The sequence below is a fragment of the Curtobacterium sp. MCLR17_031 genome (assembly GCF_003234775.2).
GTDB classification, from domain to species: domain Bacteria; phylum Actinomycetota; class Actinomycetes; order Actinomycetales; family Microbacteriaceae; genus Curtobacterium; species Curtobacterium flaccumfaciens.
This window is the reverse complement of record NZ_CP126270.1, coordinates 3,366,922-3,386,781: the sequence shown is the minus strand read 5'-3', so window position 1 is coordinate 3,386,781 and position 19,860 is coordinate 3,366,922. Positions and strand designations below refer to the sequence as shown.

The 19,860-nt window shown below is 69.8% G+C and carries 20 protein-coding genes and 1 tRNA gene; 9 read left to right on the top strand and 12 right to left on the bottom strand.

All coding sequences use genetic code 11. The annotated features are described in order from the left end of the window. The first annotated feature begins 25 nt into the window (after positions 1-25). From glyA to DEI96_RS15990, 3 genes are all read left to right on the top strand, one after another. Positions 26-1,303, top strand: a complete 1,278-nt coding sequence (glyA, locus tag DEI96_RS16000) for a serine hydroxymethyltransferase (protein ID WP_111024151.1) — start codon at positions 26-28, stop codon at positions 1,301-1,303. Then, a complete protein-coding gene (locus DEI96_RS15995; protein ID WP_071404707.1) occupies positions 1,300-2,235 on the top strand; it encodes a tetrahydrofolate dehydrogenase/cyclohydrolase catalytic domain-containing protein in 936 nt (311 codons plus the stop codon). Before glyA ends, DEI96_RS15995 begins: the two co-directional genes overlap by 4 nt. Positions 2,236-2,339: 104 nt before the next feature. After that, a complete protein-coding gene (locus DEI96_RS15990) occupies positions 2,340-2,789 on the top strand; it encodes a hypothetical protein (protein WP_111024117.1) in 450 nt (149 codons plus the stop codon). 133 nt (positions 2,790-2,922) lie between these two features. On the opposite strand, the gene galK is transcribed toward DEI96_RS15990, so the two are convergent. Then, positions 2,923-4,062, bottom strand: a complete 1,140-nt coding sequence (gene galK / locus DEI96_RS15985) for a galactokinase (protein WP_111024118.1) — start codon at positions 4,060-4,062, stop codon at positions 2,923-2,925. After that, the gene (galT, locus tag DEI96_RS15980; RefSeq protein ID WP_027466639.1) at positions 4,059-5,156 is read right to left on the bottom strand and encodes a galactose-1-phosphate uridylyltransferase; all 1,098 of its coding nucleotides are present in this window, start codon (positions 5,154-5,156) and stop codon (positions 4,059-4,061) included. The genes galK and galT overlap by 4 nt, the downstream gene beginning before the upstream one ends. A 64-nt stretch (positions 5,157-5,220) precedes the next feature. Here galT and DEI96_RS15975 point away from each other — a divergent pair, with 64 nt between their 5' ends. After that, positions 5,221-6,075 (top strand): DeoR/GlpR family DNA-binding transcription regulator, encoded by an 855-nt coding sequence (locus DEI96_RS15975; protein ID WP_111024119.1) that lies wholly within the window; start codon positions 5,221-5,223, stop codon positions 6,073-6,075. Beyond that, complete coding sequence (locus DEI96_RS15970) at positions 6,072-7,004, top strand: aldose 1-epimerase family protein (RefSeq protein ID WP_111024120.1); 933 nt, start codon at positions 6,072-6,074, stop codon at positions 7,002-7,004. Before DEI96_RS15975 ends, DEI96_RS15970 begins: the two co-directional genes overlap by 4 nt. An 88-nt stretch (positions 7,005-7,092) precedes the next feature. Here the strand turns inward: DEI96_RS15970 and DEI96_RS15965 are convergent, their stop codons facing one another. From DEI96_RS15965 to DEI96_RS15950, 4 genes are all read right to left on the bottom strand, one after another. Continuing rightward, positions 7,093-7,413 carry a hypothetical protein gene (locus DEI96_RS15965; RefSeq protein ID WP_027466636.1) on the bottom strand — a complete coding sequence of 107 codons (321 nt, stop codon included), beginning with the start codon at positions 7,411-7,413 and terminating at the stop codon, positions 7,093-7,095. Between the two features lie 176 nt (positions 7,414-7,589). Beyond that, positions 7,590-8,426 carry an SGNH/GDSL hydrolase family protein gene (locus tag DEI96_RS15960; protein WP_181440557.1) on the bottom strand — a complete coding sequence of 279 codons (837 nt, stop codon included), beginning with the start codon at positions 8,424-8,426 and terminating at the stop codon, positions 7,590-7,592. Positions 8,427-8,467: 41 nt separating this feature from the next. Next, a tRNA-Lys gene (locus tag DEI96_RS15955) sits at positions 8,468-8,540 on the bottom strand. 53 nt (positions 8,541-8,593) lie between these two features. Next, the gene (locus DEI96_RS15950) at positions 8,594-8,755 is read right to left on the bottom strand and encodes a hypothetical protein (protein ID WP_017888098.1); all 162 of its coding nucleotides are present in this window, start codon (positions 8,753-8,755) and stop codon (positions 8,594-8,596) included. A 127-nt stretch (positions 8,756-8,882) separates the two neighbouring features. Here DEI96_RS15950 and DEI96_RS15945 point away from each other — a divergent pair, with 127 nt between their 5' ends. The 3 genes from DEI96_RS15945 (at position 8,883) to DEI96_RS15935 (ending at position 11,487) form a co-directional block, all read left to right on the top strand. Beyond that, on the top strand, positions 8,883-9,512 hold the full coding sequence (locus DEI96_RS15945; RefSeq protein ID WP_027466634.1) for a hypothetical protein: 630 nt from the start codon (positions 8,883-8,885) through the stop codon (positions 9,510-9,512). 503 nt (positions 9,513-10,015) lie between these two features. Further along, positions 10,016-10,615 (top strand): ECF RNA polymerase sigma factor SigK, encoded by a 600-nt coding sequence (sigK, locus tag DEI96_RS15940; RefSeq protein ID WP_027466633.1) that lies wholly within the window; start codon positions 10,016-10,018, stop codon positions 10,613-10,615. Further along, the gene (locus DEI96_RS15935; RefSeq protein WP_111024122.1) at positions 10,612-11,487 is read left to right on the top strand and encodes an anti-sigma factor; all 876 of its coding nucleotides are present in this window, start codon (positions 10,612-10,614) and stop codon (positions 11,485-11,487) included. The genes sigK and DEI96_RS15935 overlap by 4 nt, the downstream gene beginning before the upstream one ends. A gap of 274 nt (positions 11,488-11,761) precedes the next feature. On the opposite strand, the gene pstB is transcribed toward DEI96_RS15935, so the two are convergent. The 6 genes from pstB to DEI96_RS15905 form a co-directional block, all read right to left on the bottom strand. Then, positions 11,762-12,541, bottom strand: a complete 780-nt coding sequence (gene pstB / locus DEI96_RS15930; RefSeq protein ID WP_027466631.1) for a phosphate ABC transporter ATP-binding protein PstB — start codon at positions 12,539-12,541, stop codon at positions 11,762-11,764. Between the two features lie 49 nt (positions 12,542-12,590). Continuing rightward, positions 12,591-13,676, bottom strand: a complete 1,086-nt coding sequence (pstA, locus tag DEI96_RS15925; RefSeq protein WP_111024123.1) for a phosphate ABC transporter permease PstA — start codon at positions 13,674-13,676, stop codon at positions 12,591-12,593. 13 nt (positions 13,677-13,689) lie between these two features. Continuing rightward, positions 13,690-14,640: a phosphate ABC transporter permease subunit PstC gene (pstC, locus tag DEI96_RS15920; protein WP_071404716.1), complete on the bottom strand. Its 951-nt coding sequence runs from the start codon at positions 14,638-14,640 to the stop codon at positions 13,690-13,692. A gap of 139 nt (positions 14,641-14,779) precedes the next feature. Continuing rightward, positions 14,780-15,886, bottom strand: a complete 1,107-nt coding sequence (pstS, locus tag DEI96_RS15915; protein WP_111024124.1) for a phosphate ABC transporter substrate-binding protein PstS — start codon at positions 15,884-15,886, stop codon at positions 14,780-14,782. Between the two features lie 340 nt (positions 15,887-16,226). Beyond that, positions 16,227-17,174 (bottom strand): NUDIX hydrolase, encoded by a 948-nt coding sequence (locus DEI96_RS15910; protein WP_111024125.1) that lies wholly within the window; start codon positions 17,172-17,174, stop codon positions 16,227-16,229. Continuing rightward, complete coding sequence (locus tag DEI96_RS15905) at positions 17,171-19,336, bottom strand: RNA degradosome polyphosphate kinase (protein ID WP_027466626.1); 2,166 nt, start codon at positions 19,334-19,336, stop codon at positions 17,171-17,173. Before DEI96_RS15905 ends, DEI96_RS15910 begins: the two co-directional genes overlap by 4 nt. Before the next feature lie 207 nt (positions 19,337-19,543). Between DEI96_RS15905 and DEI96_RS15900 the strand changes: the two genes are divergently transcribed. Then, on the top strand, positions 19,544-19,825 hold the full coding sequence (locus tag DEI96_RS15900; RefSeq protein WP_027466625.1) for a hypothetical protein: 282 nt from the start codon (positions 19,544-19,546) through the stop codon (positions 19,823-19,825). The last annotated feature ends 35 nt before the right edge of the window (positions 19,826-19,860 follow it).

Sequence of the window (19,860 nt, the reverse complement as noted above, 5' to 3'; positions counted from 1 at the left end):
CCCGTTCGTCTCCGACTCGGCCGAGGTGGCCGAGCAGGCCGCCGCCCGCGCCGCGTTCAACGCCCCGCTCACCGAGGTCGACCCCGAGATCGCCGCCGTCCTGCAGCAGGAGCTCGGCCGCCAGCGCGACACCCTCGAGATGATCGCGTCCGAGAACTTCGTGCCGCGCGCCGTGCTCGAGTCGCAGGGCTCCGTGCTCACCAACAAGTACGCCGAGGGCTACCCGGGCAAGCGCTACTACGGCGGCTGCGAGTACGTCGACGTCGCCGAGCAGCTCGCCATCGACCGTGCCAAGGCGCTCTTCGGTGCCGAGTACGCGAACGTGCAGCCGCACTCCGGTGCCACGGCGAACGCGGCCGTCCTGCACGCCATCGCCTCGGCCGGCGACACCATCCTCGGCCTCGAACTCGCCCACGGCGGTCACCTGACCCACGGCATGAAGCTCAACTTCTCGGGCCGCATCTACAACGCCGTGGCGTACGGCGTCGACCCCGAGACGTTCGAGGTCGACTACGAGGACATCCGCGCCAAGGCCATCGAGCACCAGCCGAAGGTCCTGATCGCCGGTTGGTCCGCCTACCCGCGCCAGCTCGACTTCGCGAAGTTCCGCGAGATCGCGGACGAGGTCGGCGCGAAGCTCTGGGTCGACATGGCGCACTTCGCCGGCCTCGTCGCCGCCGGTCTGCACCCGTCCCCGGTGCCGCACGCGCACGTCGTCTCGTCGACGGTCCACAAGACCCTCGGTGGCCCCCGCTCGGGCATCATCCTGTCGAACGACGAGACCCTGTTCAAGAAGCTGAACTCCGCGGTCTTCCCGGGCCAGCAGGGCGGCCCGCTCATGCACGTGATCGCCGCGAAGGCCACCGCGTTCCTGCTCGCCGGCACCCCGGAGTTCAAGGACCGCCAGGAGCGCACGATCCGCGGTGCCCAGGCCCTCGCCGCCCGTCTGACCGCTGACGACGCCAAGGCTGCAGGCATCGACGTGCTCACCGGCGGCACCGACGTGCACCTGGTGCTCGTCGACCTGCGCGCGTCCGAGGTCGACGGCAAGCAGGCCGAAGACCTGCTGCACGAGGTCGGCATCACCGTGAACCGCAACTCCGTGCCGTTCGACCCGCGCCCGCCGATGGTCACCTCGGGTGTCCGCATCGGCACCTCGGCGCTGGCGACCCGCGGATTCGGCGACGCCGAGTTCACCGAGGTGGCCGACATCATCGCGCTGACCCTCATGCCGAACCCGGACGTCGCAGCGCTCTCGGCCCGCGTGAAGGTCCTGACCGACGCGTTCCCGCTCTACGCGTGAGCGGTTCGGTCAGCGCGGCGCTCCCGCGCGAGCTCTGGGCCGGTGAAGGGAGTGCCGTCCGCATCGACGGCACGGCCCTCGCCGCCCGGACGCTCGACGAACTCCGGGGCCGGATCGACCGCCTGCACGAGCACGGCATCCGTCCGGGTCTCGGCACGATCATGGTCGGCTCGAACCCCGGCTCGATGTCCTACGTCGCGGGCAAGCACCGCGACTCGGCGTCGATCGGGCTCGACTCGCACCGCATCGACCTGCCCGAGACGGCGTCCGCTGCCGACATCCGGGCCGCGATCCTGCAGATGAACGACGACCCCCGGGTCACCGCGTTCATCGTGCAGCTCCCGCTGCCGCAGGGCATCGACCCGACGCCGATGCTCGAGCTGATGGACCCGTCGAAGGACGCCGACGGCCTGCACCCGACGAACCTCGGCGAGCTGGTGCTCGCCGTGCCCGGTGGTGCCGGCACGATCGATGCACCGCTGCCGTGCACCCCTCGGGGCATCGTCGCGATGCTCGACGCGTACGAGATCCCCATCCGCGGCGCACACGTCACGATCATCGGGCAGGGGTTGACCGTCGGACGACCGCTCGGCCTGCTCCTCACGCGGCTCGAGGCGACCGCGACCCTGACGCACTCGCTGACCGCCGACGTCGCCGCGGAGTGCCGTCGCGCCGACATCATCGTCGCCGCAGCCGGGGTCGCCGGGCTCGTCAAGCCGGACTGGGTCCAGCCCGGAGCTGCCGTCATCGACGTGGGGATCACCCGCGTGGTCAACGAGGAGACCGGCAAGGCGAAGCTGCACGGCGACGTCGACCCCGCCGTCGCGTCGGTCGCGGGCTTCCTGTCGCCGACCCCCGGTGGTGTCGGGCCGATGACCCGCGCGATGCTCATGAAGAACGTCGTCGAGGCCGCCGAGCGCCAGCTGTCGTAGCGTGGCGGTCGCGCGCCGATGGTGAGCAGCAATGGTCGGGTGGCGTCATCGCACCCGACCACTGCTGCTCACGAAGTGCGCCCAGCCGGTGCTACGGTCGCGGCATGGGGGACGAACGACTGCAGACGACGCCGGTGATGCGAGCCCGGCCCGAGCCGTCGCAACTGACCAAGGACGCCCGGTGGCTCATCGTGATCGTGGCGCTCTGCGTGCTGTTCCAGGCTCCGGGGTCGACCTGGTCGATGACACTCGCGCACGCCGGCCAGGAGTACACGTTCACGTCGGGCCCCTGGTTCGGGTGGACGCTCGCGACGGTGGGGTTCGCGGTCGCCGGGTTCGTCGTCGCGATCGCCCGCCGAGGTGCAGCCCGCTTCGACGAGCACACCGTGATGGGCCTGACCCTGGCGGCCGTGCTCGGGACCACCGCCTTGGTGTGGTTGCTCATGCCGGCGCAGACCGCGTGGGTGGAGTGGGCCGTGGAGCACGGTCAGACGCACCCGTTCGTGCTCGGGAACGTGGTGGAGTACGTCCGGTACGCGGACTACCTCGGCTGAGCAGGCGGGGGCGCGCTGCGGTCGGGTGCTGCCGTTCTTTCGCGCTGAGCGACAGTCCACGGGCTGATCGCCGCGTGACCTGTCGCTGAGCGCGAAACGTCGAGCGGCCGAGCGGCCGAGCCCGCCGCAGCCGTCAGTCGCGCCGGGCGCCCTGCGCGGCGTGCACCGTGAACACGTTCGGATCGCGGTACCCGGCGTCGGCGAAGGCGGCGGTGACGGCGGCGGTGATCGCCCCGCGTGACTCCTGGTCGACCAGCGCGATCGCCGCACCGCCGAACCCACCACCGGTCATGCGGGCACCGACGGCACCGTGCTCGACGGCGGTCGCGACGGCCAGGTCGAGCTCCGGCACGGAGATCTCGAAGTCGTCACGCATCGATTCGTGCGACGCGACGAGCAGGGAACCGATCGCCCGGGGACCCTGTTCGCGCAGCGTGCGGACGGTGTCGAGGACGCGCTGGTCCTCGGTCACGATGTGCCGGACCCGGCGGAAGGTCTCGTCGTCCAGGAGCTCCTGCGCACGAGGCAGGTCCTCGACGCTGACGTCACGCAGTGCCTCGACACCGAGCACCCGCGCACCCTTCTCGCAGGAGGCCCGACGAGCCGCGTAGCCACCGGTCGCGTGGGCGTGCTCGACGCGGGTGTCGATCACCAGGACCTCGAGCCCGTTCGCCTCGAGCGCCAGGTCGACGACGGCGGTGTCGAGCGTGCGGCAGTCGAGGAACACGACGGCGTCCTGCTGGCCGAGCAGCGAGGCGGACTGGTCCATGATGCCGGTGGGGGCACCGACGGCGTGGTTCTCCGAGTACTGCCCGACCCGCGCCAGGGTCTTCCGGTCGAGGCCGAGTTCCCACAGGTCGTTGAACGCCAGCGCGACACCGCACTCGATCGCGGCACTCGACGACAGGCCCGCACCGACCGGCACGTCGGACTCGATGAAGACGTCGAACCCGGTCTTGTCGCTCAGATCGGCACCGGCCTGCTCGCGCAGGGACCAGGCGATGCCGAAGACGTACGCCGACCAGCCGTCCATGGCCTCGGGCGACAGATCGTCGAGGGACAGCGCCATCGGCTCGCTCGAGGCGTCGAAGGCGGAGGCGACACGGATGGTCCGGTCGTCGCGCTGCGCGATGGAGGCGGTGGTGCGACGGTCGATCGCGAAGGGCAGCACGTAGCCGTCGTTGTAGTCGGTGTGCTCACCGATCAGGTTGACGCGACCCGGGGCGGAGTACCGCACCGTCGGCTCGTACCCGTAGACCTGCTGGAACGTCATGCGCGCTCGACTCCCTGTCGGATGAACTCGGCCGCCTTCTCGGGCACGAGGTCCCCGATCCAGGCGCCCATGGCGGCTTCGCTGCCGGCCAGGAACTTCAACTTGTCCGCCGCACGTCGCGGCGAGGTGATCTGCAGCATCAGCCGCACGGTGTCGCGGGCGGTGTGCACCGGTGCCTGGTGCCACGCGGCGATGTACGGCGTCGGGTCGCCGTAGAGCGCATCGAGCCCACGCGTGAGCCGGAGGTGCATGTGCGCCAGCTCGTCCTTCTCGGCGTCGGTCAGACCGGCGAAGTCGGGGACGTGGCGGTGCGGCAGCATGTGGATCTCGATGGGCCAGCGCGCGGCGAACGGGACGAAGGCGGTGAAGTGCTCGCCAGCGAGGACGACCCGCTCGGAACCCCGCTCGTTCGCGAGGTGCTGCTCGAACAGGTCCGGACCGAACCGTTCGATGCTCGCGAGCAGGCGCTGGGTGCGCGGCGTGATGTACGGGTACGAGTAGATCTGCCCGTGCGGGTGGTGCAGCGTGACGCCGATCGCCTCGCCCCGGTTCTCGAAGGGGAACACCTGCTGGATGCCCGGCATCGCGGAGAGTGCGGCGGTGCGGTCGGCCCAGGCCTCGACGACGGTGCGGGCACGCGACTCGGAGATGGAGGCGAAGGACCCGGACGTCTCGGGCGAGAAGCACACGACCTCGCACCGGCCGACCGAGCGGAGCTGGCGGTTCAGGCCGACGTCGCTCAGGGACTCGAGCGACTCGGGGGCGTCGTCGGCTTCGAGCAGCGGGCCGAACGACGGCGAGCGGTTCTCGAACACGGCGACGTCGTAGCGGCTCGGGATCTCGGACGGGTTGGCCGGGCTCTGGGGTGCGAGCGGGTCCTGGTCGGCCGGCGGCAGGAACACCCGGTTCTGCCGGGACGCCGCGATCGAAACCCACTCGCCCGTCAGGACGTCCTGCCGCATCCGCGCGGTCTCGGGCCGCGGGTCGAGCACGCGCTCGTCGATGCTGCGTTCTGCGGGCAGCGTCGAGTCGGCGTCGTCGAAGTAGAAGAGGTCGCGGCCGTCCGCGAGCTTCGTCACGCGCTTGGTGATCACCGGAACAGCCTAGCGCCCATCCGAAGCGTTGCGAAAGACATCGGAAGCAAGCGAAACTGTGCACATGACGGACGCCGACCTCTCCTTCCTCGCCGGCGCGCTGCCCGCGCCCCTCCGGCAGGACCGCATCGTCGCGATCGTCGACGGCGCCCCCGGCATGGTCCGGACGGCCGCGTTGGCCGCGTCCCTCGGCACCAGCGAGGTGACGGTCCGCCAGGACCTCGCCGTCCTCGACCAGGAGGCCCGGATCCGGCGGGTGCACGGAGGCGCGGTCCGCCTCGGGGCCGGGTCCACCGAGCGCCCCTTCGAGGAGACAGCCGTCGAGCACCAGGTGGCCAAGGCCGCCATCGGCCGTGCGGCCGCTGCGCTGGTCCGCCCGGGGGAGTGCGTCGTCCTCGACGTCGGCACCACGCCGGCCGCCATCGCCGAGGCCCTCGTGGCGCGCACCGAGCTCACCGGCGTCACGGTCGTCACGAACTCCCTCACCACGGCGCTCGCGCTCGAGCGAGCTGTCCCGCGCTTCACCGTGATCGTCACCGGCGGCACTCTCCGGCCCCTGCAGCACTCGCTCGTCGCCCCCTTCAACGGGACGGTACTGCCGATGATCGCCGCGGACCTCGTGTTCCTCGGCGGGACCGGACTCGACGTCGACCACGGTCTGACGAACGTGAACCTGCCCGAGACCGAGGCCAAGCGGATGCTCGCGGCGACGGCCCGGCGTACGGTCGTGGTCGCGGACGGGTCGAAGTTCGGCCGGGCCCACATCGGGGTCGTCCGCGCGCTCGAGGACATCGACGTCGTCGTCACCGCCGAGGCCGACGCCGCCGCGGTCGCCACGATCCGGGCGGCCGGGGCCGAGGTGATCGTCGCCGACGGCGAGCAGCACACCGAACCAGCCGGAAGGAAGAACACCCCATGACCGCAGCACCCACGGGTGGTCAGTACCGCCTCCACCACGCCGGACCCGACGGGGTCGTCGAAGCCGTGGTCACCGAGGTCGCCGCGGGCATCCGCGAACTCCGTGTCGCAGGCTTCGACATCACCGAGCCGTTCCCCGTGACCGAGCAGCCGCCGGGGGCGAACGGCATCGTCCTGGCGCCCTGGCCGAACCGCGTCGCCGGTGGTGTGTGGGAGCTCGACGGCAAGCGGCAGCAGCTCGACGTCTCGGAGCCGAAGTACGGCAACGCGTCGCACGGACTGCTCCGGTTCGCCCCGTACCGGGTGGTGTCGCAGACCGAGACGTCGATCCAGCAGGAAGCGACGATCCACCCGCAGCACGGGTGGCCCTTCACCCTCGAGACGCGCGTGCTGCACGAACTCGTCGACGACGGCATCCGTGTCACGCACGAGGTCACGAACCGCTCGGGCGTCCGCGCACCCTTCGCCGTCGGCGCCCACCCGTACCTGCGTGCCGGTGACACCCCCGCCGACGACCTGGTCGTCACGCTCGACGCCGCGACCGCCTTCACCGTCGACGAGCAGAAGGTCCCGAACGGTTCGGTGCCGGTCGAGGGCACGCCGTACGACCTGCGCCAGGGGCGACGTGCCGGGGACTCTGACCTCGACACCGCCTACACGGACGTCACCCCCGACGCCGACGGGATCCGCAGGACGACGATGCACGGGCCCGAGGGCGACGGGGTCGAGCTCTGGCAGGACGCCTCGTTCCCCTACGTGCAGGTCTTCACCTCGCGCGAGTACCCGCGGGGCAACGGGAAGGGCCTCGCCGTCGCGGTCGAACCGATGACGGCACCCGCGAACGCCCTGAACTCGGGCGAGGGCCTGCGCTGGCTCGAGCCGGACGAGACCTGGACCGGTTCGTGGGGGATCCGTCGCGTCTGGTCCTGAGGACTCCGGTCGGCGTGCACCGCCGACACGGGGAAGGCCCCGCCGGGTGTCCGGCGGGGCCTTCTGTGTTCGTGTCGGACGCCGGGCGTCAGCCGCGGCGCATCCGGAGTGCCTCGACCGCGAGGGACTCGGTAGCGTACCGGCCGACCTCGTGCGCCCACGCCGGGTCGTCGCCACGGAGCGCGATGAAGTCCTTGCGCTGCCGGCAGACGTAGCCGAGCACGGCGGTGGCCGTCGCGACCTCGATGAAGTCCTTGCGGATGTGGCGGGTCGTGACCTGGGCGTTGCGGCGGAGCGTGTCGAGCAGGAGCTCGTTGCTCATCGTCGTGTTGGTCGCTGCTGCGAGCTCGACGATGCGGCGCGCGTCACCGGTGGTGCTGGTCTGCGTGGCTTCGATGGGCTCGATCACGGTGTACCCCGTTCGTTCGTGGTGGTGCTGTGCTGCAGGATCCGGTGAACGGATCCGGGAACGACACTATCGGCGGCAGCCCAACAATCCGCTGAGGGCGGGCTGTGGTGGGCAGGGGATCTCCCATGAGCCGGCTGGGGACGGGTTGTACCCCGTTCAGGAGCAGATGGCGTCGCTCAGACGCAGCGGGCGCTGCCGACGGGTGCGCCGAGGGCGTCGAGGGACTCGCTGACGCGGTCCGCCAGGTACTGGTAGCCGGCGTCGTTCGGGTGTCCGCCGTCGACGGCGGAGTACCCCGGGCTGTTGCTCGATGTGAACCACCTGCCGGCGAGGGCGTCGACGTAGGGGACACCTGCGGCGGCGGCACCCGCGGAGACCGATGCGGCGACACCGACGGTCGAGTTCGCCCACGGGAGCGGTGCTGACGGGCCGAGCGCGACGACGACGGCGTCCGGCCAGGTCTGCTGCGCCGTGCGGAGGGTCCGCTCCACCGTGGCGCGGAGGGTGTCCGAGTCGACGAGCCAGTCGTTCTGGCTGCCCTGCACGATCACGAGCTGGGGGTCGAACGCAGCGTGCCGCTCGAGGCGTGGCCCGTACGTGTAGTGCGACGAACCGGTCCGACCGGTGTCGACGTAGCCCGTGCCCGGGTACCCGTCGATCTTGGCCGTCCACCCACGGTCCTCGCTGAGGTCCTGTGCCCAACCGCGGAGTCCGCTGGCCGAGCCCCGACCCGAGGTGTACGAGTCACCCACGATCAGGACGCGTGACCCGGGCTCGATCGCCGCGGCGACGCGATCGGCCGAGACGCCGGGGGCAGCGACGGCCGAGGCGGAGGTCGACGAGGACACCGGCTGGCAGGCGCTCGAGACGCTCGGCAGGATCAGCAGGAGTCCGGAGACCCCGAGTGCCATCGCGCCGAGGGCGAGTGCCGGCACCAGCTTCCGGCGGCGTCGGCGCATCGTCGCCGGGCCGGTGGGGGTGCCCGGCCGCTCGCGCTGCGATCGTCGGCCCATCCGTCGCATTCTAGACAAGAGTGCGAAGCGAGACTGGGAGGTGGGCCCCGTGGGGCTCGAACCCACGACCCTCGGATTAAAAGTCCGGTGCTCTACCAACTGAGCTAGAGGCCCTCACCCGCAAGGCTAGCGGGTGAGGGCCTCCAGGAAGGAACCGTCGGTCCGGGTCAGCCTCGGCGTCCGGTGAGCGTCCGCAGCAGCCACGCGATGACCGCGATGATCAGCAGCACGATGCCGACGTAGAGCAGGAACTTGAGGCTCGCAGCGAACCCGCCGACGAACAGCAGGATGACTGCGATCACAGCCAGGATGATGAGCAGGGCGTTCATGGAAGATCCTCTCCTTCACGTGCAGGGAGGAGCGCCTCCCTGCCGCAACACGGTACGCGTGGCGCAGCGGTTGCGTTCTGGGCGAACGGGACGCGGGCGTGTCACCGGCCGCGCCTACACTGCTGCGGTGCCTCGCGATCACCACCGTCCCGTCCACTTCACCGACGCCGAGTTCGCCGCCATCCAGGGCGGTGAGGACCCGGCGCTCGTGAACCGTGTCGCGCACGAGACCGCGAACGCCCTGCTGCACCGCGTGCGCGAGGACCCGGACCCGGCCGTGGTCGAGCGGCTCGTCACCTACACCGACGTGCACGGCATCGACGCCATCGCGGAGCTGTGGGCGCGGGTCGGGGCGCACACCCTGCCGGGGGCGCTCTGGCGGGTGTACCTGGTGCGCATCGTCATCCGGCAGAACCCGGAGGAGATCGCGTACCTGTTCGAGCGGGGCACGGCGCAGATCGGCACGATCGACCAGGCGGTCGCGGGTGCCGAGGAACCGACGGGCCCGGCCGAGATCCTGACGCTCGCCGACCGCATCCTGCACGGCCTGTACACGGGCGACCTCGCGGTGGCGCTCGACCGCGGGGCGTCGTTCTGCCGACTGACCGCCGCCGGCGCGACAGCCGTGGCGGACGAGTCCGACCTGGTGGCGTCCGAGCGCGCGAGCGAACTCACGACGCGGGCACTCCGCCTGACGGAGCTGGCGGCCGACCTGACCGAGGCGGCGGCGCTCTGGCGCCGCGACAGCCTGGACTGAGCGAGCGGCGGGACGGACCCGCACCGGGCCTCCAGGGCCGCGCAGCAGAAAATCCGGACACGACGGCGTCCGGGCATGAAAAGACCGGGCCGCAGAAGCGCCTCTCGGCGCGAGGCCGCTCGAAGCGGCGAATTTTGGAGCCCGGGGCTTGCTGCGGCCCGGCGAGACCAAGTCTACGAGACGTCGGCTGATCACTCGACCCTGTTCACTCATGGTGGACAGAACCGGCCCCGGGCGTGCCCGCGCGCACCCCTGTGCAGGCCCGCCGCGCCCATCCCGCCGAGAAATCCCGACCCCCATCCAATCCACAGCGGGGACCGCACCGAATCATCTGCGTGACGGACGGAATGCCCGTCACGAAGCGAGAGGCCCGGTGTGACCCGGACCGGCACCGCCGGTCAATTCCCTGTTGGTCACGCCGGCCCCTCGTCTCGACCGCCCATGCGGAGGCTTCGTGCTACCCGCCTGGTCAACGAAAGCAACCGAGAGGAGGGAAACCTGCAATGCTTGCCCTCGTGGATAGCGACACCGAACGCTGGAGCTCGTCAGAGCCAGCTCAGGCATCGCCGGACGACCTCCTCGCCCGGGTCGCCGCCGGTGACCAAGCCGCCTTCGCGGACCTCTACGACGCACTCTCTGGTCGGGTCCTCGGTCTGATCACGCGGCTCCTCCGGGACCGCGCGCAGTCGGAAGAGGTCACGCAGGAGGTCTTCCTGGAGGTCTGGCAGCAGGCCACCCGCTTCGACCGGAAGCGCGGGACGGCCGCCAGCTGGGTCCTCACCATGGCCCACCGCCGAGCGGTCGACCGGGTCCGTGCCTCGCAGTCGTCGCACGACCGCGACACCAAGATCGGCATCCGCGACCTCGAGGCCGGTTTCGACCAGGTCTCCGAGTCCGTCGAGATCCGCATCGAGCACGAGCGCGTCGGCCGAGCGCTGGCCAAGCTCACCGAGTTCCAGCGGCAGGCCGTGCAACTCGCGTACTACGGCGGCTACTCGCACAGCGAGATGGCCGAACACCTCGGTGTCCCCATCGGCACCGTCAAGACCCGTCTCCGTGACGGGATGATCCGACTCCGAGACGAGATGGGGGTGACCTCATGACCGAACGCCACGACGACCCCGCACTGATGACGGGTTCCCACGCACTCGACGCGCTGTCCGACGACGAGCGCGCGCTCCTCGAGGACGCCCTCCGGACGTCCCCCGAGCTGCAGGCCGAGAACGACTCGCTGCGCGAGACCGCGCTGCAGCTCGCCTACGCCGTCGCACCGATCGAGCCCCCCGCGTCGCTGAAGGCGTCGCTGCTGGCCCGGATCGCGACGACCCCCCAGGCTGCGCCCCTCGCCGACGCGACGGCCGACCAGACCCCGGTCGCCGAGACCACCTCCGTCCAGGAGGCCCGTCCCGAGCCCGCCAGGCACGTCGCCTCGATCGCCGACGGCCCCACCGCCGGTGGCCGGGCTTCCTCCGAGGCTCGCCGCCGCTGGTTCCAGCGTCCGGCGGTCATGCTGACGGCCGCAGCCGCCGTCGCCGCGGTCTTCTTCGGCGGACTCGGCGTCGGGTCGATCTTCGACCCGAACGGCTCCGGCACGGGCACCACCCAGGCCTCGAGCGGTCTCGACCGCATCTACGCCGCCTCAGACTTCCAGCGCACCACGACCAAGGTCGCGGGCGGCGGTTCGGCGACGGTCGTGTGGTCGAACGACCTCGGCAAGTCCGCGGTGATCCTCGACGGTGTCGAGCAGGCACCGAAGGGCAAGACGTACGAGCTCTGGTACATCGGCTCCGAGGAGCAGGGCGGCACCATCAAGTCGGCCGGCCTGGTCGACGGTGCGGCTGACGGTGTGCACTCCGCCGTGCTCAAGGGCGCGATGTCCGAGGGCGCGACGATCGGCATGACGGTCGAGCCCGAGGGCGGCTCCGAGCAGCCGACCACCTCGCCGATCATGGCGGTCCCCACCACCACGGCCTGACGCATTCCGGAAGGTGCCCGTGCAGTCGATGCGCGGGCACCTTTCGTCGTTCCACGAGTCGATCGACGCGCGGACTGTCGGAACATGCGCACGCAACGTCTGCGTGCGCATCGAGCGACGAACCACGAGTCGATCGACGCGTGGATCGTCGGAACATGCGCACGTCCCGCGGGTCGCCGTCGCACCCGGCGCAACCACGAAGGCCCGGTGCGCGTCCGTGGCGGACGTGCACCGGGCCTCCAGGCCGTCCGTCAGTGCGACGGACGGATGCCGATCAACCGAAGCGGCCCGAGACGTAGTCCTCGGTGGCCTGCACGGACGGGTTCGAGAACATCGTCGCGGTGTCGTCGAACTCGATGAGCTTGCCGGGGGCGCCGGTGCCGGCGATGTTGAAGAACGCCGTCTTGTCGCTGACGCGCGACGCCTGCTGCATGTTGTGGGTCACGATCACGATCGTGAACTCCTTCTTGAGCTCCTCGATCAGGTCCTCGATGGCGAGGGTCGAGATCGGGTCGAGGGCCGAGCAGGGCTCGTCCATCAGGAGCACGTCCGGTTCGACCGCGATCGCGCGGGCGATGCAGAGACGCTGCTGCTGCCCACCGGACAGGCCCATGCCGGGCTTGTCGAGGCGGTCCTTGACCTCGTTCCACAGGTTCGCACCCTGCAGCGAGCGCTCGACGATGTCGTCGGCCTCGGAGCGGGAGACGCGCTTGTTGTTGAGCTTCACGCCCGCCAGCACGTTGTCGCGGATCGACATCGTGGGGAAGGGGTTCGGACGCTGGAAGACCATGCCGACCTGACGACGGACGAGCACGGGGTCGACGCCGGCGCCGTACAGGTCGTCGCCGTCGATCTTGACCGAGCCCTCGACCCATGCGCCGGGGATGACCTCGTGCATGCGGTTCAGGGTGCGGAGGAAGGTGGACTTGCCGCAGCCCGACGGGCCGATGAAGGCCGTGACGGTGCGGGGCTCGATGGTGATGTCGACACCCTCGACCGCCTTGAACTTCGAGTAGTAGACGTTGAGGCCGTCGACCTCGATGCGCTTGGACACGTTGATCCTTCTGGGTGGGTGGTGTCGCTGGTTCCGCGGGGGCGGAGGGTCAGCGGCTGAGCTTGGGGGCGAAGAGACGGGTGATGAACCGGGCGAGCAGGTTGAGCAGCATCACGATCAGGATGAGCACGAGGGCCGCGGTCCAGGCCCGGTCGACGAACGGCACCGGGTTGGCGCCCTGCTGCGAGTACTGCGTGTACGCGTACACCGGCAGGGTCATCATCGGGTCGCGGAACAGGTTGTAGTTCATGCTCGCGGTGAAGCCGGCCGTGACGAGCAGCGGGGCGGTCTCACCGATGACGCGGGCGATCGAGAGCATGACGCCGGTGGTGATGCCGGCGAGGCTGGTGGGGAGCACGACCTTGAGGATCGTGAGGTACTTCGGCACCCCGAGGGCGTACGAGGCCTCGCGGAGTTCCATCGGGACGATCTTCAGCACCTCTTCGGTGGAGCGAACGACGATCGGGATCATCAGCACCGACAGGGCGACGGAGCCGACCAGGCCGAAGCGGGCACCCGGGCCGAGGAACAGCGCGAAGAGCGCGTAGGCGAACAGACCGGCGACGATCGACGGGATGCCCGTCATGACGTCGACGAAGAACGTGATGCCCTTCGCCAGTGCGCCGCGACCGTACTCGACGAGGTAGATCGAGGTGAGCAGGCCGATCGGCACCGAGATGAGCGCCGCGAACAGCGTGATCTCGAGCGTGCCGATGAGGGCGTGGACCGCGCCGCCGCCCTCGGAGATGACCCCGCGCATCGAGTACGAGAAGAAGTTCGCGTCGAAGCGGGCGACGCCCTTGGCGATGACCGTCCAGAGCAGCGACACCAGCGGCAGGACCGCGATGACGAACGCCGTGATGACGAGCGAGGTGACCAGGCGGTCGACCGCCTTGCGGCCACCCTCGACGATGCGCGAGATGACGACGATGAGGACGTCGAACAGGACCGTGCCGAGGAAGATCGCGGCGACGACGTTGAAGTCCTTGACGGCGCCACCCGCGTTGAGCAGGGCGAAGACCAGGACAAGGGCGACCCAGCTGCCGACGAGCAGCAGCCACGGGACGGAGGCGTGCAGCTTGCCGTTGGCGTAGACGTTGCCGGCGGTGCCGGTCTGACGGAGCGCGAGGGACATCGGGTGCGACCTCTCAGCTGACTCGGCTGCGGACGATGTACCGCGCGAGCATGTTGATGACCAGGGTGATGACGAAGAGGATCAGACCCGACGCGATGAGCGCGTTCAGGGCCGTACCGGATGCCTCGGCGAACTGCAGGGCGATGTTCGCGGCGATCGTCGAGGGGTTCTGCGACGTCAGCATCTGGAACGTGACGTTCGTCGAGACCGACAGCACCAGCGCGATCGCCATCGTCTCGCCGAGCGCGCGACCGAGGCCGAGCATGATCGCGGAGACGATGCCGGACTTCGCGAACGGCAGGACCGACAGGCGGATCATCTCCCAGCGGGTCGCGCCGAGGGCCAGGGCCGCTTCCTCGTTGAGGGTCGGGGCCTGCAGGAAGATCTCACGCATGACCGCGGTCATGATCGGGATCGCCATGACGGCGAGGACGATCGACGCGGTCAGGATCGTGCGGCCGGTGCCGGACACCTGGCCGGAGAACAGCGGGAACCAGCCGATGTACTCGTTCAGGAAGACGTAGAACGGCTTCACCAGGGGCGCCAGCACGGCGATGCCCCAGAGGCCGTAGACGACCGACGGCACCGCGGCCAGCAGGTCGATCACGTAGCCGAGGACCGGCGCGAGTCGACGCGGCGCGAAGTGCGAGATGAAGAGGGCGATCCCGAGGGACAGCGGCACGGCGATCACGAGCGCGATGAGCGCGGACCAGACGGTGCCGAAGACCAGGGGGCCGACGAAGTCCCAGAAGTTCGTGGCCTTGCCCGGCAGCTCGCCGACCTTGGCGGAGAAGGCCGGGATGCTCTGCCAGACGAGGAACGCGGCGACGAGCACGAGCACGAAGAGGATGAGGCCGCCGGCGATGACCGAGGCGGCGGAGAAGACGCGGTCGCCGACACGGACGACGGGCTTCGGCTTGGTCGGGGTGACGGTGGCCCCTGGCTGGGCCGGTGCGGTCGTCATGGGGTACTCCTGTCGGAGGAACGCCGGGGGAGGCGACGGGTTCTGGGGTGGTGGTGCGCGTCCGGGTGGGGTCCTGGACGGCTGAGTGCCCGGACGCCGGTCGAGTGGGTGGGACCGGCGTCCGGGCGCTCAGGGGGCCTTACTTGATGGAAGCGACCGCGTCCTTGGCCTTCGACGCGAGGTCGGAGGAGAGGGCGGCCGACTTGGCCTCCTTGGCAGCGGCGTCCTGAGCTGCGCTCGAGACGACGTAGTCGAGGTAGCCCTTCACGAGCTCGGCCTTGTCGGCGTCCTTGTACTCCTGGCACGCGATGGCGTAGGAGACGAGGACCAGCGGCCAGGCACCGTCAGCGGTGTCCTTGCGGTCGATGTCGATCGCGAGGTCGTTGTCCTCACGGCCGGTCGCGATCTTCGAGTCGGCGACGACCTGCGCGGCGCCGTCGGCCGAGATCTCGGTCGCCTTGTCGCCGACCATCAGCTTCGCGCGGTCGAGGTCGCCCGCACCGGAGTCGTCGATGTAGGTGATGGCGTTGGTGGCGTTGCCCATCGCGGAGGCGACACCGGAGGTGCCCTTCGCGCTGTCACCGACCGAGTACGGGAAGGTCTGGCTGGGCTCTTCGGTCCAGACGTCCGAGGCGTTCGCGGAGACGTACTCCGAGAAGTTCTGCGTGGTGCCCGAGTCGTCCGAGCGGTGGACGACCGTGATGTCGGCGTCCGGCAGCTTCGCGTCCTTGTTCAGGTCGGCGATCTCCGAGTCGTCCCACTTGGTGATCTTGCCCGAGAAGATGCCCGCGATGGTCTTCGCGTCGAGCGTCAGGTCGCTGACGCCGTCGACCTTGTACGCGATGGCGATCGGGGAGATGTAGACGGGGATGTCGATGCCCTTGGTGTCCGCCTTGCAGGACTCGAACTTGCCCGAGAGCTCCTCGTCCTTCAGCGCGGCGTCGGAGCCGGCGAAGTCCGCGGCACCCGACATGAAGTTCTCGCGGCCTGCGCCGGAGCCGTCCGGGGTGTAGTTCACGGTGACGCCCGAGGCCTCGTTCTGGAAACCGGCGGCCCAGGTGGCCTGCGCGGTCTGCTGTGCCGACGAGCCGGAGCCGGTCAGGGTGCCGGAGAGCTTCGAGTAGTCGCTGCCGCTGGAGGAGGAGGACTCGGTGCTGCCCGCGTCCTCGTTCGCCGCGCACGAGGAGAGCACGACTGCGCCGGCGATCGCGATTGCTGCGATCGAACCGATTCGCTTGATGTTCACAGGGGTCCCTTCGGGAATGGAATGCAGTGGGACCACTGCGGTCCCTGGGCCGGTGCCGACCCGGGAGCGACTGTAGGGACGCGAGGTGACCGCAATCACCCCCGTTGGTGAACGGAAGGTGAACGAGGGGTTGTCGACGTCGGGGCGGCGTGCGCCGCTCCCCCGCAGGGAGCAGGATCGGGGGCACTGTGCGCTCGTTCGGAAGATGCGCACGCATGATCGCGGACGAGCGGTCGGGAGGCCCGGATCGCGTTCCCGGGCGCGGCGCGGCCCCGTCGTGTGGTCGGGTGCCGGGCGTCTGCGCTGCGGTCCGGCGGCACTGCGGTCCGGTGGTCGCCGGCTACGCCGGGATCGTGTTGCGGTGCGTCTCGACCGCGACGAGTGTGTCCCCGGCGATGTGCATGACGGAGAAGTCCCCGACGGACAGCATCGCGGCGCGGCGCAGGTCGAAGCGGCCGGAGTCATCGGCGGTCGCGGTGGCGATCCTGGCGATGATGTCGGGCAGCACCGGACCGTGCGAGCACAACACGGCGGTCTTGCCCTTGTCGAGCCGACGCCGGACGACGCCCTTGACGTCGGCGGCGCCGCGGTCGTGGGCGTCCTGGCTGATGTCGGCGGTGCTCGAGACCCCGAGCTTCGTCGCGGCGGAGAGCGGCTCGACGGTCGCGAGGCACCGCGCCGCCGTGCTGCTCACGATCTTCTTCGGGCCGAACGCCGCGACCGGTGCCGCGGCGGCCTTGGACTGTGAACGGCCGACGGGCAGCAGCGGACGGGTGGCGTCGGGGCCGTCCCAGTCCGAGCCGGACACCGTCTTCGCGTGGCGCAGGGTGATCAGGGCGAACGTGCGGTGCTGTCCGGCGGCGGCGCGTTCGGCGAACCGGTCGAGGATCGCGACGTCCCGCTCGTACGTCAGACGGTTGCGGGCGTCGTCGATGGTGACCCACTCGAGCGCCGCGACCTCGTGGTTCGGCACGAAGGCGCCCGCGCGGGCGTACTCCTTGGCCGAGACCCGGGCCGCCCAGTAGTGCACGACCTTGTCGCGACCGTTCGGCAGCACGTACTCGGCGGTGCCGAGCGGTGCGCCGAGGTGGACGCGGTAGCCGGTCTCCTCGTCGATCTCGCGCACGGCGGTCGTCGGGACGGCCTCGCCCGGGTCCACCTTGCCCTTGGGTAAGGAGACGTCCTTGTGGTGGTCACGGTGGATGAGCAGCACGAGGGGTGTGCCGTCCTGTTCGCGCCAGACGACCGCACCCGCAGCGACGACGGGGCCCGAGGGACCGCCGCTCACCGAGTCGAGCGCTTCCGGGCCGAGATCTTCCGCATGGTCACATTCTGCACGTCCTCGAGCGGACGGCCCGCATCGTCCGTGGAGTGCCGTGTCCACTCGCCGTCGGACTCCAGGTGCCACGAGCTGGCGGTGTCGGCCATCGCCAGGTCGAACATCTCCTGGACCTCGTTGATGTGGTCCGGAGCGACCAGCCGCACGAGCGCCTCGACGCGTCGGTCGAGGTTGCGGTGCATCATGTCGGCGCTGCCGATGAACACCGCGGGGTCGCCGTCGTTGTGGAACGCGAACGCACGGGAGTGCTCGAGGTAGCGCCCGACGATGCTCCGCACGCGGATCGTGTCGCTGACGCCTTCCATGCCCGGCTTGAGCGAGCAGATGCCGCGCACCCACACGTCGATCGGCACCCCGGCCTGGCTCGCCAGGTACAGCGCGTCGATGATCTGCTCGTCGACCATCGAGTTGACCTTGATCCGGATGCCCGAGGGCTTGCCGGCACGGGCGTTGGCGGCCTCGGTCTGGATGCGCTTGAGCAGGCCCTTCCGCAGGTGCAGCGGTGCCACGAGCAGGCGCTTGAACTTCTTCTCGATGGCGTAGCCGGACAGCTCGTTGAACAGGCGGGTGAGGTCCTTGCCAACCGTGTCGTCCGAGGTGAAGAGGCCCATGTCCTCGTAGATGCGCGAGGTCTTGGGGTTGTAGTTGCCCGTGCCGATGTGGCTGTAGTGCTTGAGCGTCCCGCCCTCTTGCCGGATGACGAGCACGAGCTTCGAGTGCGTCTTCAGCCCGACCAGGCCGTAGACGACGTGCACGCCGGCCTTCTCGAGCTTCCGGGCCCAGGTGATGTTGTTCTGCTCGTCGAAGCGGGCCTTGATCTCGACCAGGGCGAGGACCTGCTTGCCGGCGGCCGCGGCGTCGATGAGCGCTTCGACGATGGGGCTGTCGCCGGAGGTTCGGTACAGGGTCTGCTTGATCGCCAGCACGTTCGGGTCGGCCGCGGCCTGCTCGAGGAACGCCTGCACGCTCGTGGCGAAGGACTCGTAGGGGTGGTGGACCAGGACGTCGTTCGCCTTGATCGCGCGGAACAGGTCGGGCTTGGTGTTCGGCTCACCCGGCTGGAACTGCACCGGGGTGGTCGGCACGTGCTTCGGGTAGTGCAGGTCCGGACGGTTGATCTTGGAGATCTCGAACAGTCCGCCGAGGTCGAGCGGCGACGGCAGCCGGAAGACCTCTTCCTCGGTGATGTCGAGTTCACGCACGAGCAGGTCGAGGGTCACCGGGTCCATGTCCTCGGTGATCTCGAGGCGGATCGGCGGACCGAACCGGCGGCGCAGGAGCTCGCGCTCGAGGGCCTGGATGAGGTTCTCGGCCTCGTCCTCCTCGATCTCGACGTCCTCGTTGCGGGTGACCCGGAACACGTGGTGCTCGAGGACCTCCATCCCCGGGAACAGGTCGTCGAGGTGGTTCGCGATGAGGTCTTCGAGCGGGATGAAGCGCATCCGGCCGGAGTTGTCGTCGGGGAGCTTGATGAAACGGGAGAAGTTCTGCGGCACCTTGAGACGCGCGAACTCCTGGCGCTGCGACTTCGGGTTGCGGACCCGCACCGCCAGGTTGAGCGAGAGCCCGGAGATGTAGGGGAACGGGTGCGCCGGGTCGACGGCCAGGGGCATGAGCACCGGGAAGATCTGCTCGTTGAAGTACTCCCGCATCCGCTGCCGGTCGGCTTCGTCGAGGTCGGACCAGTGCTCGATGTGGATGCCCGCGGCGTCGAGGTCGGGCTTGAGCGACCCGATGAAGGCCTGGGCGTGCCGGTCCTGCAGCTCGTGGGCCTTCTTCGCGATGTCCCGCAGGACGTCGCTGGGGGCACGGCCGACGTTGGTCGGGACGGCGATGCCGGTGTCGATGCGGCGCTTCAGGCCGGCGACGCGGACCATGAAGAACTCGTCGAGGTTGGACGCGAAGATCGCCAGGAAGTTCGCCCGCTCCAGCAGGGGCTGCGTGCGGTCTTCACCCAGCTCGAGCACGCGCTGGTTGAACCGCAGCCAGCTCAGCTCGCGGTCGAAGTAGCGGTCCGTCGGCAGTGACTCGTGCTCGATCTCGATGACTTCGTCGAAGTCGTCGAGGTCGGGTGCGACGGATTCGCCGTCGAGCTGCGGTTCGGTGTCCATCCCCACATCCTGCCACCCGGCCCCTGCCACCGGAGGGGCCTCGGTGGACGCTGTGGAAACCGGCGGTGAACCGTTCGGATGTGGAGGAAGGATCACGATATACCGACGGTGACATCTGCCTGGGTTTGTGGGTATGGTGGGCCGTGTCAGAGCCTCCGGGGGGATTCCACTGCGCGGGGGTGCAGCTACGAATGAAAGAGGTTCATCATGTCGCGTGTCCTTTCGACCGAGCAGGCCAAGACCGCCATCCGTCAGGTCCAGTCGATCATCAACGGTGGTTTCACCGACCAGATCTCGCAGCTCGACGCCCAGGGCCGGATCCTGTCCGACTCGAATGTCTGGGACGGCCCGCTCGCGGCGACGTTCCGCGGGTCCACCTGGCCGGAGACCAAGGCTGCTCTGGACAAGGCGAAGACCGAGCTCGAGCAGCTCCGCACGCAGCTCGACAAGATCTCGCAGGACATCTTCACCGCAGGTGGCGGCGCGTAAGCACCGGCCTGTTCCCGCCCGGACCGTCGCATTCG

Bases quoted from the DNA above. Each gene is read 5' to 3' on its own strand.
- pstC (WP_071404716.1), bottom strand. From the start codon at position 14,640: ATGACGACCGCACCGGCCCAGCCAGGGGCCACCGTCACCCCGACCAAG.
- DEI96_RS15970 (WP_111024120.1), top strand. From the start codon at position 6,072: ATGACCGCAGCACCCACGGGTGGTCAGTACCGCCTCCACCACGCCGGA.
- DEI96_RS15905 (WP_027466626.1), bottom strand. From the start codon at position 19,336: ATGGACACCGAACCGCAGCTCGACGGCGAATCCGTCGCACCCGACCTC.
- DEI96_RS15990 (WP_111024117.1), top strand. From the start codon at position 2,340: ATGGGGGACGAACGACTGCAGACGACGCCGGTGATGCGAGCCCGGCCC.
- pstA (WP_111024123.1), bottom strand. From the start codon at position 13,676: ATGTCCCTCGCGCTCCGTCAGACCGGCACCGCCGGCAACGTCTACGCC.
- sigK (WP_027466633.1), top strand. From the start codon at position 10,016: ATGCTTGCCCTCGTGGATAGCGACACCGAACGCTGGAGCTCGTCAGAG.
- DEI96_RS15935 (WP_111024122.1), top strand. From the start codon at position 10,612: ATGACCGAACGCCACGACGACCCCGCACTGATGACGGGTTCCCACGCA.
- DEI96_RS15960 (WP_181440557.1), bottom strand. From the start codon at position 8,426: ATGGGCCGACGATCGCAGCGCGAGCGGCCGGGCACCCCCACCGGCCCG.
- DEI96_RS15975 (WP_111024119.1), top strand. From the start codon at position 5,221: ATGACGGACGCCGACCTCTCCTTCCTCGCCGGCGCGCTGCCCGCGCCC.
- galK (WP_111024118.1), bottom strand. From the start codon at position 4,062: ATGACGTTCCAGCAGGTCTACGGGTACGAGCCGACGGTGCGGTACTCC.
- DEI96_RS15900 (WP_027466625.1), top strand. From the start codon at position 19,544: ATGTCGCGTGTCCTTTCGACCGAGCAGGCCAAGACCGCCATCCGTCAG.
- DEI96_RS15950 (WP_017888098.1), bottom strand. From the start codon at position 8,755: ATGAACGCCCTGCTCATCATCCTGGCTGTGATCGCAGTCATCCTGCTG.